This window comes from Solwaraspora sp. WMMA2065 (genome assembly GCF_030345075.1).
GTDB lineage: Bacteria > Actinomycetota > Actinomycetes > Mycobacteriales > Micromonosporaceae > Micromonospora_E.
The window spans coordinates 3,561,025-3,580,929 of sequence record NZ_CP128361.1 but is presented as its reverse complement, the minus strand read 5'-3'; the positions used below and the strand labels follow the sequence as shown (position 1 = coordinate 3,580,929).

At 71.6% G+C, this 19,905-nt stretch carries 18 protein-coding genes and 1 pseudogene; 13 read left to right on the top strand and 6 right to left on the bottom strand.

What is annotated here, in order from left to right; all coding sequences use genetic code 11:
- The first annotated feature begins 2 nt into the window (after positions 1-2).
- Positions 3-1,622, top strand: a pseudogene (locus O7610_RS16195) (serine/threonine-protein kinase).
- A gap of 14 nt (positions 1,623-1,636) precedes the next feature.
- On the opposite strand, the gene O7610_RS16190 reads toward O7610_RS16195, so the two are convergent.
- A complete protein-coding gene (locus tag O7610_RS16190) occupies positions 1,637-2,272 on the bottom strand; it encodes a hypothetical protein (protein WP_289211293.1) in 636 nt (211 codons plus the stop codon).
- Between the two features lie 153 nt (positions 2,273-2,425).
- Positions 2,426-3,115: a YcaO-like family protein gene (locus O7610_RS16185; protein ID WP_289211292.1), complete on the bottom strand. Its 690-nt coding sequence runs from the start codon at positions 3,113-3,115 to the stop codon at positions 2,426-2,428.
- 194 nt (positions 3,116-3,309) lie between these two features.
- Between O7610_RS16185 and O7610_RS16180 the strand changes: the two genes are divergently transcribed.
- A complete protein-coding gene (locus tag O7610_RS16180; RefSeq protein WP_281567273.1) occupies positions 3,310-3,819 on the top strand; it encodes a tetratricopeptide repeat protein in 510 nt (169 codons plus the stop codon).
- Between the two features lie 20 nt (positions 3,820-3,839).
- Here O7610_RS16180 and O7610_RS16175 read toward each other — a convergent pair whose 3' ends face one another.
- A complete protein-coding gene (locus O7610_RS16175; protein WP_281551568.1) occupies positions 3,840-4,670 on the bottom strand; it encodes a DUF8757 domain-containing protein in 831 nt (276 codons plus the stop codon).
- Between the two features lie 189 nt (positions 4,671-4,859).
- Between O7610_RS16175 and O7610_RS16170 the strand changes: the two genes are divergently transcribed.
- The 5 genes from O7610_RS16170 (at position 4,860) to O7610_RS16150 (ending at position 10,952) form a co-directional block, all read left to right on the top strand.
- Positions 4,860-5,444: a TetR/AcrR family transcriptional regulator gene (locus O7610_RS16170; protein ID WP_289211291.1), complete on the top strand. Its 585-nt coding sequence runs from the start codon at positions 4,860-4,862 to the stop codon at positions 5,442-5,444.
- 37 nt (positions 5,445-5,481) lie between these two features.
- A complete protein-coding gene (locus O7610_RS16165) occupies positions 5,482-6,663 on the top strand; it encodes an FAD-dependent oxidoreductase (protein ID WP_289211290.1) in 1,182 nt (393 codons plus the stop codon).
- Between the two features lie 188 nt (positions 6,664-6,851).
- The gene (locus O7610_RS16160) at positions 6,852-7,736 is read left to right on the top strand and encodes an ABC transporter permease (RefSeq protein ID WP_289211289.1); all 885 of its coding nucleotides are present in this window, start codon (positions 6,852-6,854) and stop codon (positions 7,734-7,736) included.
- Positions 7,737-7,935: 199 nt separating this feature from the next.
- Complete coding sequence (locus O7610_RS16155) at positions 7,936-8,616, top strand: lytic polysaccharide monooxygenase auxiliary activity family 9 protein (protein ID WP_281551564.1); 681 nt, start codon at positions 7,936-7,938, stop codon at positions 8,614-8,616.
- A gap of 149 nt (positions 8,617-8,765) precedes the next feature.
- Positions 8,766-10,952, top strand: coding sequence for a HelD family protein (locus O7610_RS16150; RefSeq protein WP_289211288.1), 2,187 nt, complete (start codon positions 8,766-8,768; stop codon positions 10,950-10,952).
- 59 nt (positions 10,953-11,011) lie between these two features.
- On the opposite strand, the gene O7610_RS16145 is transcribed toward O7610_RS16150, so the two are convergent.
- On the bottom strand, positions 11,012-11,467 hold the full coding sequence (locus O7610_RS16145) for a hypothetical protein (protein WP_281551562.1): 456 nt from the start codon (positions 11,465-11,467) through the stop codon (positions 11,012-11,014).
- A 9-nt stretch (positions 11,468-11,476) separates the two neighbouring features.
- Positions 11,477-12,388, bottom strand: coding sequence for a ParA family protein (locus O7610_RS16140; RefSeq protein WP_289211287.1), 912 nt, complete (start codon positions 12,386-12,388; stop codon positions 11,477-11,479).
- A gap of 384 nt (positions 12,389-12,772) precedes the next feature.
- On the opposite strand from O7610_RS16140, the gene O7610_RS16135 reads away from it, so the two are divergent.
- The gene (locus O7610_RS16135) at positions 12,773-13,357 is read left to right on the top strand and encodes a hypothetical protein (protein ID WP_289213633.1); all 585 of its coding nucleotides are present in this window, start codon (positions 12,773-12,775) and stop codon (positions 13,355-13,357) included.
- A gap of 80 nt (positions 13,358-13,437) precedes the next feature.
- On the opposite strand, the gene O7610_RS16130 is transcribed toward O7610_RS16135, so the two are convergent.
- Positions 13,438-14,694, bottom strand: a complete 1,257-nt coding sequence (locus tag O7610_RS16130; protein WP_289211286.1) for a CobW family GTP-binding protein — start codon at positions 14,692-14,694, stop codon at positions 13,438-13,440.
- A gap of 45 nt (positions 14,695-14,739) precedes the next feature.
- On the opposite strand from O7610_RS16130, the gene O7610_RS16125 reads away from it, so the two are divergent.
- The 5 genes from O7610_RS16125 to O7610_RS16105 all read left to right on the top strand — a co-directional run bounded on the left by O7610_RS16125 (position 14,740) and on the right by O7610_RS16105 (position 19,881).
- The gene (locus O7610_RS16125; protein ID WP_289211285.1) at positions 14,740-15,225 is read left to right on the top strand and encodes a winged helix-turn-helix domain-containing protein; all 486 of its coding nucleotides are present in this window, start codon (positions 14,740-14,742) and stop codon (positions 15,223-15,225) included.
- Positions 15,226-15,425: 200 nt separating this feature from the next.
- On the top strand, positions 15,426-15,713 hold the full coding sequence (locus O7610_RS16120; RefSeq protein WP_123603598.1) for a HesB/IscA family protein: 288 nt from the start codon (positions 15,426-15,428) through the stop codon (positions 15,711-15,713).
- Positions 15,714-15,869: 156 nt separating this feature from the next.
- Entirely contained in the window at positions 15,870-18,095 is a 2,226-nt protein-coding gene (locus tag O7610_RS16115; RefSeq protein ID WP_281551558.1) for a putative bifunctional diguanylate cyclase/phosphodiesterase, read from the top strand.
- A 93-nt stretch (positions 18,096-18,188) separates the two neighbouring features.
- Complete coding sequence (locus O7610_RS16110; protein ID WP_281551557.1) at positions 18,189-18,998, top strand: SAM-dependent methyltransferase; 810 nt, start codon at positions 18,189-18,191, stop codon at positions 18,996-18,998.
- Positions 18,999-19,002: 4 nt separating this feature from the next.
- Positions 19,003-19,881, top strand: coding sequence for a Sco1979 family transcriptional regulator (locus O7610_RS16105; protein ID WP_289211284.1), 879 nt, complete (start codon positions 19,003-19,005; stop codon positions 19,879-19,881).
- Positions 19,882-19,905: the final 24 nt, after the last annotated feature.

Here is a 19,905-nt window from a genome sequence, read left to right as displayed (position 1 = left end):
AGGTGAGCCTGCCGGCGTTGAGCGAAGGCCGTTACGAGCTGGAGCAGATGATCGCGCGGGGCGGGATGGGCGAGGTGTGGCTCGGCCGGGACGTGAAGCTGGAGCGGGAAGTCGCCGTCAAGTTCATCCGGTTCCCCGACCTCGAACCCGACCCGGAGCTGGTGAAACGGTTCTTCCGGGAGGCTCGGATCACCGCCCGGCTGCAGCATCCCGGGGTGCCGGCCGTGTTCGACGTCGGCAGCCACGACGGCCGGCCGTTCCTGGTGATGCAGCGGGTCGGCGGGATCAGCGTCGCCGACCTGGTCGCCGAGCAGGGCCAACTGCCGGTCGGCTGGGCGGCGGCGATCGCCGCGCAGACCTGCGCGGTGCTGTCGGTGGCGCACCGGGCGTCGCTGGTGCACCGCGACCTGAAACCGAACAACCTCATGGTCGAGCCGGACGGCGGGGTGAAGGTGCTCGACTTCGGGCTGGCGGTGGCGTTGGACCGTACCGACCTGTCCCGGATCACCCGTACCGGGTAGAGCCTGGGCACCCCGGCGTACATGGCGCCGGAGCAGATCCGCGCCGAGTTGAGCAGCCCGCAGACCGACCTGTACGCGCTCGGCTGCACCCTGCACGAGATGCTCACCGGCGCACAGGTGTTCACCGGATCCAGCCCGTACGTACTGATGAACCAGCAGGTCAGTGGGGTGCCGACATCGTTGCGGCGGCTTCCTCCGGACGCGCCGGACGAGCTGGCGCAGCTGCTGGCGGCGCTGCTGGCCAAGCGCCCCGACGAGCGGCCGGGCAGCGCCGACGAGGTGTACCGCCGGCTGTTGCCGTACGCGACGGATCTCGGCCCGCTGCCCGGGGCGCTGGCGCCGCCGACACAGCCCAGCCCGGTGCGGATGTACGCGGAGGTTCTCGGCCGGGTGCTGGCTGCCCGCCCGGACCCGGCGGCCCCAGCTGCGCCGGCCGCGTCAGAACTGCCCGCTCCGTCGGCTGAGGCTGAGCCGACGCTCAGTCGTACGGCGCTGGACCGGGCCCGCAGCGAAGCCGGCCGCCTGGTCCGGCAGTCCCGGTTCCACCAGGCGGCCGAGGTGCTCGCCGATGTCGCCGGTCCGGCGTCGCAGGTGTTCGGCCCCACCGACGGTGATGTGGCGAGCCTGCGGTTCGAGCTGGCGAGCGTGCTGTTCGAAGGCGGCGACTACCGGGGCGCGATCCCCGTGTACCGGGAGCTGGCCACTGATCTGGCCGCCGCAGCCGGCTCCGCCGCGTCTGCGGGCGCTGCGGGCTCCGTCGCCGGCCCGGCGTCCGGCGGCTCGGCTGCTGAGTTGGCGGTGGCCTGCCGGCTCAAGGAGGCCACCTGTCATGCGTTGATCGGGCAGTCGACCGAGGCGTTGCAGCTGCTCGACGCCCTGCTCACCGACGAGGTACGGCAGCACGGCGCAGACCATCCGGGTACGTTCGACCTGCGCCGGCAGATCGGGCTGCTGCAGCTGGGCTCCGGGCAGGTGGCGGCGGCCGCCGCGACGTTGCGCGAGTCGCTGGCCGTCCTGGTACGCGCGTACGGCCCCGACCCCCCGGATGTCGCCGAGGCCAGAAAGCTCCTGGCCGACCTGCCGGACGAGCTGGTCGGCTGACTCCGGCTCCGGGGTCAGCCCGGCTCGGTGACGTCGGGTCGACGAAGGCCCCGGGAGCGGGCGGCACGCCAGGCTGGGCCGACGACAGCCACCAGGCCGATGGCGCCGACGCCACCGAGCCACGCTGTGGTGATCGTTCGTCCCGCGTCCCGCCCGGGGATACAGGAGACGATCAGCGGCTCTCGCTGACCGAGTGGGTCGATGTCGACCTCGACCATCGAGCCGACCGGCTCGGCCGGCCCGCAGAACGGAACCCAGCCGAGATCGTCGCCGCCGACGGAGAGCTGGTAGCTGGGGTGGCACAGTTCGGTGCCCGGCACGCACCCGTCACGGACATCGGTGACCTCGGCGGTGACCTGTTCGCCGTACGGCGAAAGGTTGCCTTCGCCGTACGCGCCGGCGAAGGCGAGACTGAGCGCTCCGACCGCGATCCCCAGCAGTGTGCGTCCGGTGATGACGACCGTCGTCAACCGGCTGGCCCGGTTACCGGAAGCTGCGCGAGCGGGCCAGATGGCGGCGACCACGTAGGCGGCTGCAGCTGCCCACAGCACCAGGACGGCCGTGACGAAGGTGAGTCCCGGTTCCTGGCCCAACAGGAAGCCGCTGAGGAGGGTCAGCAGCACCGCTCCGCCGAGCCACAGCATCGCCATGCTGCCGATTGTCCGGCCGGCCGGGCCGCCGCGCCAGGGCCGGCCGGTTGTCGGGTGCACGAGCCGAACACCAGATACCTGTCACCGTTGTTTTGACGTGTCTGGTGTTCGGCCGGCCAGCGGCAACCGACCCAGTGCCATGATCAACGTGGGCTATTCGGCGTTGTTCAAGAAGCCGCCAGGTGGTGTTCCGTTGTTCTTGACCGCCATGCCGCGCTTCCCCGGCACCACCACCTGTCCGTCGGTGACGAGCATGAACCGCTCCAGGCCGGGGACGAAGATGTTGACCACGGCCAGGTTGCCGGTGACGTAGTGGTCTCGCTGCAGCGGCGTGAAGCCGCGTCTGACGAGGGCATCGATGAGCGCGTCGAAATGGCCAACCGCGGTGTCCGGCGCTTCCGTGTCCCGGTACGGCACCAGGATGGCGTCGCCGAGCCGGGTGCTGAAGTCGCTTCGGTAACAGGCATGGAGCGCGGGGTAGGGCGTCGTCCAGTCGTGCCGGACGGGCGCCATGGCCGCGAACGCGGAGTGGATGTTCCCGAGCGAGGACGCCAGGTGGATTTGGACCAGCTCGCTCACCGCACGGGCGATCGCATAGTGGCGGGAGAGTGAGGCGCCGCAGCCGCGGATCCGGGCCGGTTCGCCATCCTGCGTGGGAAGGTAGGCGAAGATCGCCGGCACGCCCAGATCGGTGGTCATGTCGATCAGGTACAGCCGCTGACCGGTGATGGTCTCCGCCGCCCAGCCGTTGTTGCAGGAGTAACGGCTCACCCCGGTGTAGTCGTAGTGGTCACCCAGACTGTCCCGCAGCGGGTCGGCTTCCTCGTCGAGGTAGTCCGGCACGGAAGGAACAGCGGCACGTCAATCTCGGCGCCGCTGGTCACCACCCGGAAGGGTAGGCACCCCATCGGCCCGTCGGGCAATTCCCCGAGCAGGCCGAGCGCCACGTCCTGGCTGAGCGTCACGTCGCGGGAGATCTCACCCGCGCGGCGTAGCGTCGTCCCGCCGCCAGCGAGGCCGCGCAGTCCACCAAGGTGGTGCTCCAGCGCCTCGAAGATCGCGCTGAGCCCTACCGTGGACGGTCTGCCGAGGCCGAGGGCGCTTGCCGGGAGGCCCTGGACTCGTTCGACGACCTGCTGGACGACGGCGCGACCGCGTACGCGTGGTATGTCTTCGGGTTTGCGGCGGTCGACCAGCAGCGGTACGAGGACGCCGTGTCATGGTTCGGCCGGTGCCTCGATCTGTGTGTGTCAGCCGGTCTGCACGTGCGGGAGGCGAGGGCGCGCTACCGGCTGGCGGATGCCTTACGGGAGACCGGCGAGCTGGAGCTCGCTCTCCGGCATGCCCGGCAGGCGGCCGGGCACTGCGAGCGGCTCAGTGACCAGCGAGATCAGGCCTACGCTTATGCGGTGCTCTCGCGGGTGCTGCACGCGCTCGGCGCCGACCAGGAGTCCCGCGAACAGCTGATCCTGGCCCACGACCTGTTCACCGTGCTCGGCCTGCCGGAGGCTGCCGAGACCGGACGGCAACTCGCCCGGAGTCCCTGACCAGTCCGAAGGGGACGGGGCTAGCGGCGGAGGATGACAGTGTCCAGGATGTCGAAGGTGGCCGGGGCGTCGCGGCGGCTGCCGACCAGGAACGCCACCTCGCGGCCGGGCTGGCACAACGGCCACCAGAACTCACGTGCCAGCGCGCGCCGCAGCGGCAGCCCGCAGTATTTCTGCCGCGCGCGTTGGTATGCCACCACGTCCCAGTCGCGTAAGTCCTGTACGTGACTGCGGCAGACCGGATGGTGGCAGTGGTAGCGGTAGGCGACGGTGAACGGCGGTCGGCGCAGCAGGTCGTGCACCACCGGACGGAACAGGTCGGGCTCGGTGCGGCGCCAGGTGGCGGCGGACCAGCGTTCGGCCGGCGGTGCCACCGGGGTCCGGTTGACCCGTACGTAGCGCAGTTCGGCGACCCGGATCAGCGCCAGTGACTGGGCGTCGGGGTGCCGTGCCGCCGAGTCTTCCAGGTCGCACATGGACCATTCGGCGTGCCGGTGCAGGACCGCGGCGCGTCCGGGCCACCGCCGGGCTTCGTGACGGACCCGCAGGGTTGCGTCGTGGACTCGCCAACTCTCCGGGCGGGGATCGGCCGGGTCCGGCTTGGCGATGGCTGAGACGATGTCGTACCGCCGTACCGGCGCGGTCTGGCTGAGCGGGTGGGCGGGGATCTCGTCGAACCGGATCCAGCGCTGGGGGCCGTCGAGGCGTAGGCCGACGAGGGTGGTCATCGCGCCGTGTGTCGCGGACGGCACCGGCGGGGTGATGCCGGTGACCAGCACCTGCATCGGGGTCGTGTCGCTGTTTTTGCCTGGTGGTGGTTGGTGGTGCGGCGTCCGGTACAGCTCGCTCACGCACGCCTCCGGCCGAGGGGTAGCCATTGGTGATCGGGCGACTACTTATTGCAAACAGGGTCGCACGGGTGGCACCCCGGAATCCAGAGCCGATTTCGCGGACCGGGTTGGCGTGGTAGATTGTTGGGCGGTCGCCCAATACGAGCGTCCAGGGCAATCGCCCAACAGTCGCCGTTCCGGAGGTGAGACGTGACGCAGACCGCCGCCGAACGCGGCCGGCAGGTACGGGCCCGGCTGCGCGCCGCCGCCGTCGCGTTGATCGCCGAGCGCGGCTGGGCCGCCGTCAGCACCCGGCTCGTTGCCGACCGGGCCGGGGTCGCCCCCGGGCTGGTCCACTACCACTACGCCTCGGTGCGGGCGCTGCTGATCGAGGCGGCCACCGGCACGATGACCGACCTCGCCGGCGAGCTGGACACCCTGCTCACCGGGGCCGTGAGCCCCGAGGCCGGAGTACGGGCTCTGCTCGCCGCCCTCGACGGATACTCCGGCACCGACCCGACCTCCCTGCTGTTCGCCGAGGTGTACCTGGCCGCCGCCCGTGACGCCGAGCTGCGCCAGGTGCTGACCGGCATCCTCGACGGGCTGCGCGGCCGGATCGCCGAGTGGCTGGCCGGCCACGGCGTTGCCGACCCGCCGGGCAGCGCCGCAGTGCTGGCCGCCGCCCTCGACGGCCTCATGCTGCACCGTCCACTGTCATCCGGCCTCACCTCGGACGCGGTCGCCGGACCGCTGATCCGCCTGGTCACCAACGACATCACCGACAGCTCAGCATGAGCACCACCGACAACGCCACGACGGAAGGGGACCGACAGTGAAGGCGGTCATCTGCGGCGCCGGGATCGCCGGGCTGGCCCTGGCCCACCGGCTGGACGCCGCCGGCTGGGCGGTGACCGTCCTCGAACAGGCGCCGGCGCCGCGTACCGAGGGCTACATGATCGACTTCTTCGGGCCGGGCTACGACGCGATCGAACGGATGCGGCTGCTGCCGCAACTGCACGAGTACGGCTACCAGGTCACCGCGCTGACCTACCGGGACGATCAGGGCCGCCGCCGGGCCAGCCTCAGCTACTCCCGGTTCGCCGACATCGTCGACGGTCGGCTGGTCAGCATCATGCGTCCCGACCTGGAACGGATCCTGCGCGAGGCGCTGCCAGGCCGGGTCGCGCTGCGCTACGGCAGCCGGCTGGCCCGCATCGACCACCGCGCCGACCGGGTCGACGCCACCGCCGTCGACGGCACCGTCCACCGGGCCGACCTGCTGGTCGGTGCCGACGGCATCCACTCCACCGTCCGTCGGCTGACCTTCGGCGACGAACGGCACTACCTGCGCCACCTCGGCTTCCACACCGCCGCCTGGGTGTTCGACGACCCGGCGGCCCGCGACGCCATCGGCGACGAGTTCGCCCTCACCGACAGCACCCGGCGCCAGCTCGGCTGCTACGTGCTGCGCGACGGGCGGATCGCCGTCTTCGCCGTGCACCGGACCACCGACCCGCAGCTGCCGGCCGATCCCCGGTCGGCCCTGCGGCAGGAGTACGCCGGCCTCGGCTGGATCGCCCCGCGGGCGCTCGCCGCCTGTCCACCCGCCGAGGACATCTACTACGACCAGGTCGCCCAGATCGAGATGCCGGCCTGGAGCCAGGGCCGGGTGGTCCTGGTCGGCGACGCCTGCCAGGCGGTGTCCCTGCTCGCCGGGCAGGGCGCCTCGCTGGCCGTCGCCGGGGCGCAGACCCTCGCCGCCGAGCTGACCCGGGCACTCGACCCCGCCGCCGGCGCCGACCCCGGCGTGCTGGCGATAGCGCTGCGCCGCTACGAGACCGCGATGCGGCCGGTCGTCACCGACAAACAGCAGGTGGCCCGGCGCGGGGTCCGCTGGTTCGTGCCGGAGCACCGGTGGTGGCTGCACCTACGGCGGGCCGCGTTGGCCGCCGCCGGGCTGCCCGGCATGGACCGGGTGATCGCCGGAGCCATGGTCGGCAAGTCCAACGCCTGACCCGGGCCAACGGTCGGCCGGGTCCAGTGCCTGACCTGGGTACGCTCGCAGCATGCCGACCCCGACCCCGCCGAGCTGGATGATCCGCGGCCGCGAGCTGCTGTTCGACCTGGCCATCGTCGCCGTCGTCGGTTCCGCGTGGGTGCTCGCCAACGGCCCGTACGGCCTGACCGGCAGCTGCCACCGCGATGGCGCTGGTGATCGGCATCGGGCTGGTGACAGCGTTCTCGGTCGGCGGGCACAGCGTCAAACGAGCGGTGGAGCGGGAGGTTGACGTCCGGATCGGAGCCGCCTTCCTGGTGCAGTCCGACCTGGACCCGGTGCCGCCCGAGCTGATCGACCGGCTTCGTGACCTACCGGAACTCGGCGTGGTGCTCGACGGCGCCGAGGTGTACGGCGCTCCGGGCGGTTTCGACGTGGCCGCCGGCCACCCCGACCTGCTGACCAAGGCGGAGCTGGCGGTGGCCGACGGGGACGTGCGGGACTTCGGGCCGGGCCGGGTGATCGACGTCACCGCCGCCTACCCCGACATCGACACCTGGCTGGTGCAGCTCGACCCGGCAGCCGGCGTCGGTGCCGAGGCCGCCCGCGAGGCGGTGGAGTCGATCGTCGTCAGCTATCCGTTCGTGGCGTTCGTCGATCGGGCGGCGTACGCCGAGGCGCGGACCAGTACCGTCGACACGGTGCTGCGGTTCGTGCTGGCGCTGCTGGCCCTGGCGATCCTCATCTCGCTGCTCGGTCTGGCCAACACCCTGACCCTGTCGGTGGTCGAACGGAGCCGGGAGAACGCCTTACTGCGGGCCGTCGGTCTGACCCGGGGCCAGCTGCGCCGGATGCTCGCCACCGAGGCGGTGCTGACGGCGGTCAGCGGTACGGCGTGCGGCATCGCTATCGGGGTGGCCGGGGCGGCGAGCGCGCTCGCCGTGCTCAACAGCGCCGAGGACGACATCTTCCGGCTGGACCTGCCCTGGACGCAGCTCGGGGTCGTCGTCGCGGTGGCGGCGGTCGCCGCGCTGCTGCCGGCCCGCCGGGCGCTGCGTCAACCGGTCGTCGAGTCGCTGGCGGCCGACTAGGTCGGCAACTGTTGATCGCTGATTGCCAGATCAACGCTTTCCTGGATCGGGAACTGCCCGGAGTCGTTGCGGGGGCGCCTCCGGGCAGTCCGACAATAACAGATATCTATAGACAATCATTGATATCTAGACCAATGGGTGCGATAGTCGGGTGGAAGCGCCCGCACCCGTATGAGCGCCCAGGAACGGAGGATGTACCGTGCGTTCACGCAACCTCGATCAACGCGGTCGGCGATCCCGACCGGCCGCCCGCCAGCCTGTTCGAGCGCTTTTTCTGCTGCTCGCCCTGATGGCCGGCATGCTGCCGTTCACCGGCGCGGCGCAGGCTCACGGCACCATCGTCAACCCGGCGAGCCGCGCCTACCAGTGCTGGCAGGACTGGGGACACCAGCACATGAACCCGGCCATGCAGCAGCAGGACCCGATGTGCTGGCAGGCCTTCCAGGCCAACCCGGACACCATGTGGAACTGGATGAGCGCGCTGCGCGACGGGCTCGGCGGCAGCTTCCAGGGCCGCACCCCCGATGGTCAGCTGTGCAGCAACGCCCTCTCCCGGAACAACAGCCTGAACCAGCCCGGACAGTGGAAGAAGACCAACGTCGGTCGCAACTTCACGATCCAGTTGTACGACCAGGCCAGCCATGGCGCCGACTTCTTCCGGGTCTACGTGAGCAAGAACGGGTTCAACCCCGCTACCCAGCGGCTCGGGTGGGGAAACCTCGACTTCATCACCCAGACCGGCCGGTACGCGCCGGCACAGAACATCAGCTTCAACGTTTCGACCTCCGGTTACACCGGACACCACATTGTCTTCGTGATCTGGCAGGCGTCCCACCTCGACCAGGCCTACATGTGGTGCAGTGACGTGAACTTCGTCTGATCGGCAGAGCCGACGAACGACGGCACGGCTCGCCCACCGACCCGGGACCTCCGCGTCCCCGGGTCGGCGGTCCTGCACACTCGGGGGCTGTCCGGCTCCCGCCCGCACCGGTACGGTGTGCCGGGTCTGCCGACCCGGGGAGCGTGCACATGGCCGACATGTCAGCGGAGATCGCCGCCGAACAGGCGTACTTCGACGCCGCCGCCCGGGAACGCGACCGGCGGGTGGCCGCACTCGGCTCGCTGGCCCGCAGCGGGGCCGACCGGGCCACCGCCGCCCGACTGCGCCACCACGCCGAAGCCGTCACCCGGGCTCTCGGCGGCGCCGCCGACGCGGTCGCGTTCGGCCGCATCGACGACGAGTCCGGCGAGGCGTACTACCTCGGGCGGCACCTGATCGGCTCGCCCGACGGCGGCGACCCGCTGGTGATCAACTGGCAGTCGCCGGCCGCGGCGCGCTACTTCACCGCCAGCCCCGACGAGCCCCAGGGCCTGGCGCGCAAACGCGGATTCCAGTGCACCGGCAACGTCATCGACCACCTCGACGACGTCCTGTTCGCCGAGATCGCCGCCGGGATCGCGGGCGGGTCGACCGGTGGGTCGGGTCGGGCCGGCGTCGACGCGCAGCTGCTCACCGAGCTGGCCCGGGGCCGCACCGGCACCCTGCGCGACATCGTCGCCACCATCCAGGCCGCCCAGTACGAACTGATCCGTGCCCCGCTGCAGCAGGTCCTGGTGATCGAGGGCGGCCCGGGCACCGGCAAGACCGCCATCGCCCTGCACCGGGTCTCCTGGCTGTTGTTCCAGCACTCCGAGCTGACCGCCGACGACGTACTCGTGGTCGGCCCGCACCCGACGTTCATGCGCTACATCGGCCAGGTGCTGCCCGGGCTCGGCGACGCCGAGGTCGAGCTGCGCGACATCAGCCGGCTCGCCCCGACGGTACGGCGTGGCCGGGCCGAGCCGGCGGCGGTGGCCCGGATCAAGGGCGACGCCCGGATGGCCGGCCTGCTCGACCGGGCGCTCCGCAACCGGATCGGCACCCCGGACCCGGCGGAGCGACTGCTGCTCGGCAGCCGGTTCGTCACCCTGCCCGGCGAGCAGGTGCAGCAGGCACTCGACGCCGCCGCCGCGGCCGACCTGCCGTACAACGGTCGCCGTCAGCTGTTCCGTGACCGGCTCGCCGACCTGGTCCAGGACCGGTCAGGCGTCGACCCGCGCGGCGAACCGGCGCTGGCCAACCTGGTCGAGCGGCTCTGGCCGCAGCAGAGCCCGGCGGCGTTCCTGCGCGGCCTGCTGGCGTCCCGGCCCCGGCTGCGCGCCGCCGCCGGCCCGGCGGCTGCCGCCACTGGCTCGGCCGCCGACGGGCTGACCGCCGACGAGTTGGCGCTGCTGCACCGGCGCGGCGCCGACCGGATCTCCGAGGAGATCTGGTCCGCCGCCGACCTGCCGCTGCTCGACGAGCTGGACCAGCTGATCGACGGCGGGCCGTCGCGCCGGTACGGGCACGTGGTGGTCGACGAGGCGCAGGACCTGTCACCGATGCAGTTGCGGGCGGTGGCCCGGCGCAGCCGCACCGGCTCGTGCACGGTCGTCGGCGACCTGGCCCAGTCGACCGGCGGTTGGGCCCGGGACAGTTGGGACGAGGTGACCCGGCATCTGCCGTCGACCTGCCCGGTGCGGGTCGCGCCGCTGCGGTACGGCTACCGGGTGCCCCGCCAGGCGTACCAGTTCGCCGCCCGGCTGCTGCCGGTCGCCGCGCCCGGCGTGACACCACCGGAGGTGGTCCGGGACGGTCCGGCTGAACCCGGCGTGCATCGGGTCGGGCTCACCGATCGGGCCGGTCGGGTCGTCGCGGTGGCCGGCGAGCACGCCGCGCGGGGCGCGTTCGTCGGCGTCGTCTGCCCGCCGCGCTGCCGCCGCGAGGTCGAGGCGGCGCTCGCCGACAACGAGATCGCCTGGAGCAGCGCCCAGCAGGGCGACCTCGGCGCGGCGATCAACCTGGTCAGCCCGGCCGAGGCGAAAGGCCTGGAGTTCGACGCCGTGGTGGTCGTCGAGCCGGAGCAGATTGTCGCCGACGACGAACGCGGCCACCGGATGCTGTACGTCGCGTTGACCCGCACCACCGGCCACCTGGACGTGGTCTGCGTCGGCGACCCCCTGCCGCTGAACACGCCGTACCGCCCGGATCCGGGTTCGGCCGACGACCAGTCCGAATTCACCGAACGGTCCACCCGGCTGCTCGCCGAGCACCTGGCCGGTCAGTTGCGCGCCGGCGCGCCGGCCGCACACTGGGCGGAAGTCATCGACGAGGTACGCCGCCAGCTCGGCGACTGACCATCCGCAACCGACTTGCCACAGTGCGGAGCTAGTGACCGGGCGGTGCTGCGCTGTCGTCAGGAGCTGCTGGCGGGGCGGCTGAGCACCGCCGAGGTGAGCCGCCGGCCGACGGTCGCCTGGACGATGTTCTGCTGGATGACGGACTTGGCGGCCCGGCTCGGCAACGCCACCCCGAGTTCGGTGGCCAGGGCCCGTAGCTCGGCGACCTTCAGCCCGAGATCGTCGAGGTAGCGTCCGGCGGCCACCCGGTCGTCGATCGCCGCCAGGTCGGCGCGGATCCGGTCGCTGTCGACGACGACCGCCGGCTTCGCCGCCTTGACGGCCCGGCTCCGGCGGGTCGGTGCCGGTGCCGGTGCCGCAGGCTGCTGTGGCCCGGCGGTGGCGGTGGCGGTGGCGACCGTCAGCTGCGCGGTGCCGTCGGCGAGTGCGGCCAGTTGCTCCGGCGGCAGGGTACGGAGGAAGTCCGCGACCCGGATCAGGACGGCGTGGGACAGGTCGGCGGCGCTGGTCACGTGACTCTCCTACGGGCGGATCTTGGCGAGGAACTCGCTGGCGAGCTGTTGCAACTCGTACTGGACGTTGACGTTCGCGTCCGGCATCAGGACCGCGGGCAGGCCGTGCTCACCGGCGGAGGCGAACACCGTCTTGTTGTCGCGGATCATCTGCTGGAAGCGCGGGATCTCGATGGTCGCAGGATGGCCGATGAAGTTGCGCAGCGCCAGCAGCGGCCCGTGCCCGGTGTACTGGACCATCGTGAAGACGATGCCGAGGATCTCCGGGCTGATCTGGTCGGCCCGGCCCGCCGCGACCCGGTTGTAGTCGGTCACCAGCTCGGAGACCTTCTTGCGCAGGTAGTCGATGCCGAGCGTGGACAGGTAGTCCGGCCGGGCTGGTATCAGGATGTGGTCGCTGGCGACCACCCCGGTGCGGGTGACCATGGTGAAGTTCGGCGGGCAGTCGACCAGGACGACGTGGTAGTCGGTGAACGCTGGTGCGGCGAGCGCATCGGCGAGCGCCCGGTGCAGGGACAGGAAGCGCGGGCTGCCGTGCTGGAAGCGAGATCCGCCCAGGCTGGCGGCGAAGTCGAGGTCGGCGTCGGTGAGCATCAGATGGGACGGCACCAGGTCGAGCCGACCTTCGCTGTGCTGACCGATCACCTCGTTGACGGTGGGCGGGGTGAGCACGTAGGGGTCCAGTGGTGCGGCCCCGCCCCGGTCCAGCACGTCACCGAACCACTGCAGGATGGTCCGTTCGTCGGCCAGCTCCCGTTCCCACATTGTCGGTTCGACGAAGGAGAAGGTCAGGCTGGCCTGCGGGTCCAGGTCGATCAGCAGCACCCGGTGCCCGCGGTACGCGAGTTCAGCCCCGATGTTGGCAGTGAGGGTGGTCTTCCCGACGCCACCTTTGTAGTTGATGACGGACACCACGGTCATCGGCCGCTCCGCACACGCATGGTCAGCAGCATGCCACGCGGACGCCATCGCCCGACCCCGCCGGCCGGAATGATCCGGCGGGCGGCGTCGTTGTGCATGGTCGCGCCACGCAATCCGGCCCGCGGCTCAGGCCGCCGGTCACCAGGCACAGGCCCGTAGCCGTCAGGCCCCGGCCGGGCGGCCCGGCGGGTGGGCCCGGTCGGGAATCGTCGACGGGCCGGCGTGGTTGTACATGGTCACGGCGCGCAGCAGCGCACCCGCGCCACCGCGTCTGACCCCCGTACCACCCGGATGACCGTTTACCGCGCACCCGCCCGCTGTGACGGGTGTGCCCCCTCGGCAAACGGAAGGTGGACCCCCATGACCACGATCATCACCCGTACCCTGCGTACCAGCCTGCGCACCACCGCCCTCGGCATCGCCGGGCTGACCCTGGCCGGCGGCGCGGTCGCCGCCCCCGCCCTGGCCGCCGAGCACGCCCCCACCGCCCTGGCCGCACCCGTGGCCGCCGCCGCCAGCGGCGTGGACGCCGGCAAGCTCACCCCGCACGGCGTGCAGGGCGAACAGTCCCGCATCACCCTGTCCGGCGAGCAGACCGACAACGTCAAGGGCATCATCGCCGCCACGAAGAAGGCCGGCATGCACGAGCGGGCCGCCGTGGTCGCCATCGCCACCGCCCTGCAGGAGTCAAAGCTGGAGAACCTGGGCCACCTCGGTGACCGCAACGACCACGACTCGCAGGGCCTGTTCCAGCAGCGCCCGTCGTCGGGCTGGGGCACCGTCGAGCAGATCACCGACGTGGAGTACTCCACCACCGCGTTCCTGAACGGGCTCAGGGCCGTCGACGGCTGGCAGGACATGCCGCTGACCCAGGCCGCGCAGACCGTGCAGGTGTCAGCGTACCCGGACCACTACGCCCAGTGGGAGACCCAGGCCGCCGAACTCGTCGCCCAGCACTGGAACAGCTGACCCGAAACACCCCAAGCTCAGCGCGAAGGGCCGGACCCCGTACCCCGGGGTCCGGCCCTTTGACGTATGCCCCGGCCGGGTCAGCCGGGGCCGACCCCACCACCGGTGAACGGGTCCGGCAGGTTCCGCCAGCCGGCCTCGCCGTCAGCGAGTTCGGCGTCGGTGAGCAGGCAGGCCGCCAGCCGGCGGTGCAGGTCGACCGGATCGAAGTCGACGCCTACGAAGACCAGGTTGCTGTGCCGGTCGCCGTAGTACGGGTCCCAGTCCAGCGCGGCGGCCAGCCGGCGCTGCGGGCTGGCCTGCTCCCACTGCTCGTCCGGCAGGTCGACCAGCCACCGGCCGAGGGTGCGCAGGGTGAGTCCGCCGCCGGCGCACTCCCAGCCGATCACCGCCTCCGGCCGGTTGGCCAGCCAGAGGTGCCCACGGGACCGCAGCGGACCCGCCGTGACGTCGGCCAACGCGGCGTACAGCCGGGCGGGGTGCAGCGGGCGGCGGGCCCGGAACACCGCGGAGACGACGCCGCAGTCGGCGACCGGCTCGTGCACCCCGATCAGGTGACCCTCGACGCCACGGTCCAGGACCGCCGGCGTTTCCGGCCGGTGCCGGTCGGTGTGCCGCAGTTGGCCGGCGAGCCGGGTGGCGTCGATCGTCGGCTGGTCGCCGGCCCGTAGGTGCACCGCCCACGGGGCCATCCGGGACAGCAGCACACCAAGCCGGTGCGTCTCGAAGGCCTGGTCAATCGACCCGCCCCACAGCACGACCGTGTCGGCGTACTCAATCTGCCGGGCGATCACGTCGGCAAGCCGACGGCGGTCGCCGGGGGCGGCGGCGATGCCGAGTTGACCGAGGTCGTCGGTGCTGGCCAGGCCGTCGAGCAGGTGGTCGGCGGCGACGACCGTGACGTACGAGTCGAACCGGACCAGGTCGCAGACCGTTCGCCCGGCCACCCGGCCGTGCGCGCAGGCGGCGGCGAGCGTCTCCGGTTCGACCACTTCGGGCAGGACCAGCACGATGTCCCGGCCGGGTCGGGCGGCGGCGAGCCGGGCCAACGTGGTCGGCGCGTCCGCCCGCAGGGTGCAGCAGACGCAGCCGTCGACGAGGTCGAGGCGGACGTCTTCGACCGGGCCGGTGCCGTCGCGGAGCACCCGGTGCGGGGCACCGTCGTGTGCCGGGCCGACGTCGTAGCGGACGACGAGCAGGGCCGGGTCGGCGGCGAGCAGGGTCCGGGCGACGGCCATCGTGGCGGCGGGCCAGAAACCGGACAGTACGGTGACCGCCGGGCGGGTGGTGGCGGACCGGTGGGTGGTACGGCCGACCGGAGCTGACGGTGGCGGCATGCACGCCCCCTCGACTGAAATGAAAACCGTTGTCATTATAACCGAATGGACGCCACCCTTCGAGCCCACCTCATGGATCTGCTGGAGCACCTGGCCGGCGAGCAGGTGCTGACCGGTGCCGACCGCCGCCCGGTCGCGGGACCGCCGGCCGGCCATCCCGTCGGGCACCCCGCATTACGGATCTACCCGGAGGCCAGGATGGTGCTGCTCGGAGCCGACGAGATCCAACTGACCCGTCGCGAGTTCGACCTGCTGCACTGCTTCGCCAGCCACCCTCGGCAGGTGTTCACCCGGGCCCAGCTGCTCGACCGGGTCTGCGGGCACCGCCGGTCCGGGCCGCGCAGTATCGATGTGCACATCCGCCGGTTGCGAGCCAAGCTCGGCGACGACCTCCCGGTGGTGCGAACCGTCCACGGAGTGGGATACCGCCTGGACGGCGCTTTACCGGTCACCGTCGCCCGGCTGGCCGGCGCCGACGACGCAATCGGCGGCCACATCGGCGACAGTCGGGTAACGTGGAGATTTGACTGATTGGTGGATGTCCGGCACGGTGGGCGGGTAGACGGCCGCTGACCGACCCAGTCCCTGGAGCTTCCGCCGCCCGCCCTGACCGCCCGCCGCGCACTGTCCGCCGCGCCGTCAGCCCCAAACCCGACATTGCCGCTGAGCCGCCTCGCCGCGTGAGCCATCACCTGTTTCCGGTAGTTCCGAAATCCGATCAAGGAGTTGTCATGCTGACCATGACCGACAACGCGGTCTTCGTGATTCGCGAGATCACCACTCAGCAGCAGGCACCGGAGAGCGCCGGCCTGCGGATCTCGGCCGACCCGACCGCCGGGTCGCTCACCCTGACCGTCGCCGAGCAGCCGATCGCGGGCGACCAGGTGGTGGATTCGTCCGGTGCCCGTGTCTTCCTCGACGCCGAGGCGGCCAACCTGCTGCAGGACAAGTCACTCGACGCCGCAGTGGACGACGACGGCGGCGTGCGCTTCGGGATCGCCGAGCAGCCAGCCGGCTGAGCGAACAGGACGTCGCAGAGCCGTTGGCGGGCACCGTACCGACGGGTGTCCGCCAGCGGCTGACCGGCCGCGATGGAAGGTCCACCCGGTCAGGTCCCTTGTAAACTCGCCGACAGCCTGCCTTGCGGTATCCGTCACGGACGATAGATTCCGCCGGTGGCAGCAGACAGACCTGGCGGGGCGCGTCGTTGGGCCGTCGTCGCCGGGGTCCTGACAATCACCGTCGAGGCGGGGTGGCTGCTGGCCGGCGGCCCAGCCGCTGCACTGGTCAGCGACCTCGGCGCAATCACCGTCGCCAGTTGCGCCGCCACCGCCTGTGGGATCGCTGCCCGCCGCCACCCACCGCAGCTTCGCCGATTCTGGGTGCTGCTGGCGACGACCATGACCCTTGCTGCCATCGGCCGGGTCGTCTGGACCGTCGGCCGGCTCACCGCCAACGCACTGCCACACACCCCACTGATCGGCCTGATCTTCTTCGCCGGCCTCGTCACCGGAACCGCCGCGCTGCTCAGCGCGGTCTCCGCACCGCGTAGCGCGGTCGGCCGGGCCCGGGTGCTGCTGGACGGGGTGATCGTCGGGCTGGCGCTGCTCCCGGTCGCCTGGGTGGTCGTGTACCGGGACATGGCCAGCGCAGAACTGGACGGTACGGCGACGGCGCTCGGCATGTTCTACCCGATGCTGGACCTGATCCAGCTTGTCGTCCTGATCTCGGTCGCCGGACCGGCTCGACCGCTGTGGCCGGCGCTGACCCTGCTCGGAGTCAGCCTCGCGGTGCGGGCCGGGGCGGACGCCGTCTACGTTTCGATGATCGCCCAGGGCACCTACCAGCCCGGTCACCCGGTGGACGTCTGCTGGCCGCTCAGCTACCTGCTGGTCGCGCTGGCCAGCCGGCACCCGCCCCCAGCCGACCTCGATCAAACCGACGAGACCGCCGAGCCGCCGCCGCTGCCGTGGTGGCGGGTCGCGCTGCCGTACCTGACTGTCGGCGCGGCGATCGCAGCGGTCCTCACCGCCGGCGAACCGTCGTCGGTGATCTATGCCAGCGGTGTCGCGCTGCTCGCCGCGCTGGCCGTCCGGCAGGCCCTGGCCGCGAACGAGAACCGCCGGCTCGCCGCCCGGCTGCGCCGGCTCGCCTATACCGACCAGTTGACCAGGCTGCCGAACCGGCTGCTGTTCACCCGCCAGCTGCGGCAGTCGATCGCGGCACTGACCGAGCCGGGCCGCGTCGCCGTCCTGCTGCTCGACCTCGACGGGTTCAAACAGGTCAACGACCGGTTCGGTCACGCCACCGGGGACGCGATGCTCAGCGAGGTGGCGGCCCGGATGCGGTCCGCCGTTGGCGACGCGGGGCTGCTCGCCCGGCTCGGCGGCGACGAGTTCGCCGTCCTGCTCGACCCGGCCCGGGACCCGGCCGGGCTGGCCGACCGGCTGCTCGCGGTGCTCGCCGACGGCACAGTCACCTCGGCGAGCATCGGCATCGCCGAGTACGGGCCGCACCACAACGGCGATGCCGATCTGCTGCGCGACGCCGACATCGCAATGTACGCGGCGAAGGCAGCCGGCAAGTCCGCGTACCGGTTCTGTACGCCGCAGCTGCGCAGGGCGGCGGTCGACCGGGCCGAACTGATCGCCGACCTGCGTCGGGCGGTCGACGACGGCGGCCAGTTCGAGCTGGCGTACCAGCCGATCGTCGATGTCGGCACCGGTCGGATCGGCGGCGCGGAAGCGCTGGTGCGGTGGCGGCACCCCCGGCTCGGGCTGCTCAGCCCCGCCCGGTTCCTGCCGCTGGCCGAGGAGACCGGTCTGGTGCTGCCGCTGGACCGGTGGGTGCTCGCCACTGCCTGCCACGACGCGGCCGCCTGGCAGCAGCTGGCGCCCGGCACCACGGTGGCGGTCAACCTGGCGCCGGCCCAGCTGCGCCGCCCGGATCTGATCGCCATGGTGGCCGGGGCAGTGTCGGTGGCCGGGCTGGCCGCCCCCCGGCTGACCCTGGAGCTGACCGAGACGGCACTGATCGACAGCACCGACGAGGTGCTGTCCCGACTCGCCCAGCTGCGTGAACTCGACGTACGGATCTCGATCGACGACTTCGGCACCGGCTATTCGTCGCTGAGTTACCTGCACCGCCTGCCGGCCACCGACCTGAAGATCGACCGGTCTTTCGTGGACCGGCTCGACTCGCCCGACCCGAAGGCCTACGCCACGGTCGAGATGGTCACCCGGCTGGCCGACGCGTTCGGGCTGGTGGTGGTCGCCGAAGGGGTGGAGACCGAGATGCAGCACGGTGCGGTCGCGGCGATCGGCTGCCAGCGGGCGCAGGGCTACCGGTATGGCCGGCCGCAGCCGGTGGCCCAGCTCCGTGAGCTGATCATCGCACGGTGACTGGAACTTCCACATGCGAGCATGGTCATGTTGATCTGCCGTGGTTATGCTGGCAAGCCGTCGAATACGCCCGATCCGTGAGGGATACTACAGATGGTCGATGAATCCAATGGCGGCTCGCGCCCGGTGCCCAAGTTGGACACCTCGGTGCCGCAGACGGCCCGGATCTGGAATCACTGGCTGGGCGGCAAGGACAACTACGCCGTCGACCGCGAGGTCGCTGACCAGATCAGGGCGGCGTTCCCGCAGATCGTGGAAAATGCCCGGCTCTCCCGGGGCTTCTTGGTCCGGTCGGTGCGCTACCTGACCGGGCAGGTCGGGATCCGGCAGTTCCTGGACATCGGCACCGGCCTGCCGACCGCCGACAACACCCACGAGGTGGCCCAGGCGGTGGCTCCGGAGACCCGGATCGTCTACGTCGACAACGACCCGCTGGTCCTGGCGCACGCCCGGGCGTTGCTGACCAGCACGCCGCAAGGCGTGACCGACTACGTCGACGCCGACCTGCGCGACCCCGCGTCGATCCTGCGCGAAGCCGGCCGTACCCTCGATTTCAGCCAGCCGATCGGTCTGATGCTGATGGGCATCCTCGGGCACATCGCCTCCGACGACGAGGCCCGCGACATCGTGCGCAGCCTGCTCGATGTCCTGCCGTCCGGCAGCCACCTCGCGCTCTACGACGGTGGCGACACCAGCCCCGGGGTGGTCGAGGCCGCCCGGATCTGGAACCAGTCCGCGAACCCGCAGTACCATCTGCGCAGCCCGGATCGGATCGAACGGTTCTTCGACGGGCTCACTCTGGTGGAGCCGGGGGTGGTGTCGGTGACCCGGTGGCGGCCGGAGCCGGAGCAGGCACACGCGCCCGCCATCGACCAGTACTGCGGCGTCGGCCGTAAGCCGTGAGCCGATGAGCGTCGTCGGGCACCGGGAGTACGCCGCCGGCGGACCGACGGTCCGCCGGATGCAGCTCGGTGCTCGGCTGCGCCGACTACGCGAGGCCAAGGGGATCAGCCGGGAGGACGCCGGCTGGACCATCCGGGCCTCCGAGTCGAAGATCAGTCGGATGGAGCTGGGCCGGGTCGGGTTCAAGGAACGCGACGTGGACGACCTGCTCACCCTTTACGGTGTAACCGACCACCTGGAACGCGACGAGCTGATCACCCTCGCCCGGGAGACCAACCAGCCAGGCTGGTGGCATCCGTACGGCGACCTGCTGCCCACCTGGTTCCAGTACTACCTGGACCTGGAGTCGGCGGCCAGCCTGATCCGCACCTACGAGATCCAGTTCGTGCCGGGGCTGCTGCAGACCGAGGAGTACGCCCGCGCGGTCATCGACATCGGGTTCAGCGAGTCCGGTGTTCGTGAGGTGGACCGCCGGGTCGAGCTGCGGATGGCTCGCAAGCGGGTGCTGGACCGGGCCGACGCACCCCGCGTCTGGGCGGTGATCGACGAGGCGGTGCTGTGCCGGCCGATCGGCGGAGCGCGGGTGCTGCGCGGGCAGATCGAGGCGCTCGCCGAGGCGAGCGAGCAGCCGGGCGTACGGCTGCAGGTGGTCCGGTTCCGCAGCGGCGGGCACGCGGCTGCCGGTGGGGCCTTCAGCATCCTGCGCTTCCCGGAGCAGGAACTGCCCGATGTGGTCTACCTGGAGCATCTGACCAGCGCGCTCTACCTGGACAAGCGGGAAGAGGTCGACCGGTACGCGGCCGCCGTCGGGCGGCTGTTCATCGAGGCCGACCCGCCGGACCGGACCCGGGAAGTGCTGCACCGCGCGCTGCGTGACCTGTGACGGTGACCGGCCGCCCGAACCGGA

Bases quoted from the DNA above. Each gene is read 5' to 3' on its own strand.
- O7610_RS16190 (WP_289211293.1), bottom strand. From the start codon at position 2,272: ATGGCGATGCTGTGGCTCGGCGGAGCGGTGCTGCTGACCCTCCTCAGC.
- O7610_RS16160 (WP_289211289.1), top strand. From the start codon at position 6,852: ATGGCGCTGGTGATCGGCATCGGGCTGGTGACAGCGTTCTCGGTCGGC.
- O7610_RS16150 (WP_289211288.1), top strand. From the start codon at position 8,766: ATGGCCGACATGTCAGCGGAGATCGCCGCCGAACAGGCGTACTTCGAC.
- O7610_RS16140 (WP_289211287.1), bottom strand. From the start codon at position 12,388: ATGACCGTGGTGTCCGTCATCAACTACAAAGGTGGCGTCGGGAAGACC.
- O7610_RS16130 (WP_289211286.1), bottom strand. From the start codon at position 14,694: ATGCCGCCACCGTCAGCTCCGGTCGGCCGTACCACCCACCGGTCCGCC.
- O7610_RS16125 (WP_289211285.1), top strand. From the start codon at position 14,740: ATGGACGCCACCCTTCGAGCCCACCTCATGGATCTGCTGGAGCACCTG.
- O7610_RS16120 (WP_123603598.1), top strand. From the start codon at position 15,426: ATGCTGACCATGACCGACAACGCGGTCTTCGTGATTCGCGAGATCACC.
- O7610_RS16110 (WP_281551557.1), top strand. From the start codon at position 18,189: ATGGTCGATGAATCCAATGGCGGCTCGCGCCCGGTGCCCAAGTTGGAC.
- O7610_RS16105 (WP_289211284.1), top strand. From the start codon at position 19,003: ATGAGCGTCGTCGGGCACCGGGAGTACGCCGCCGGCGGACCGACGGTC.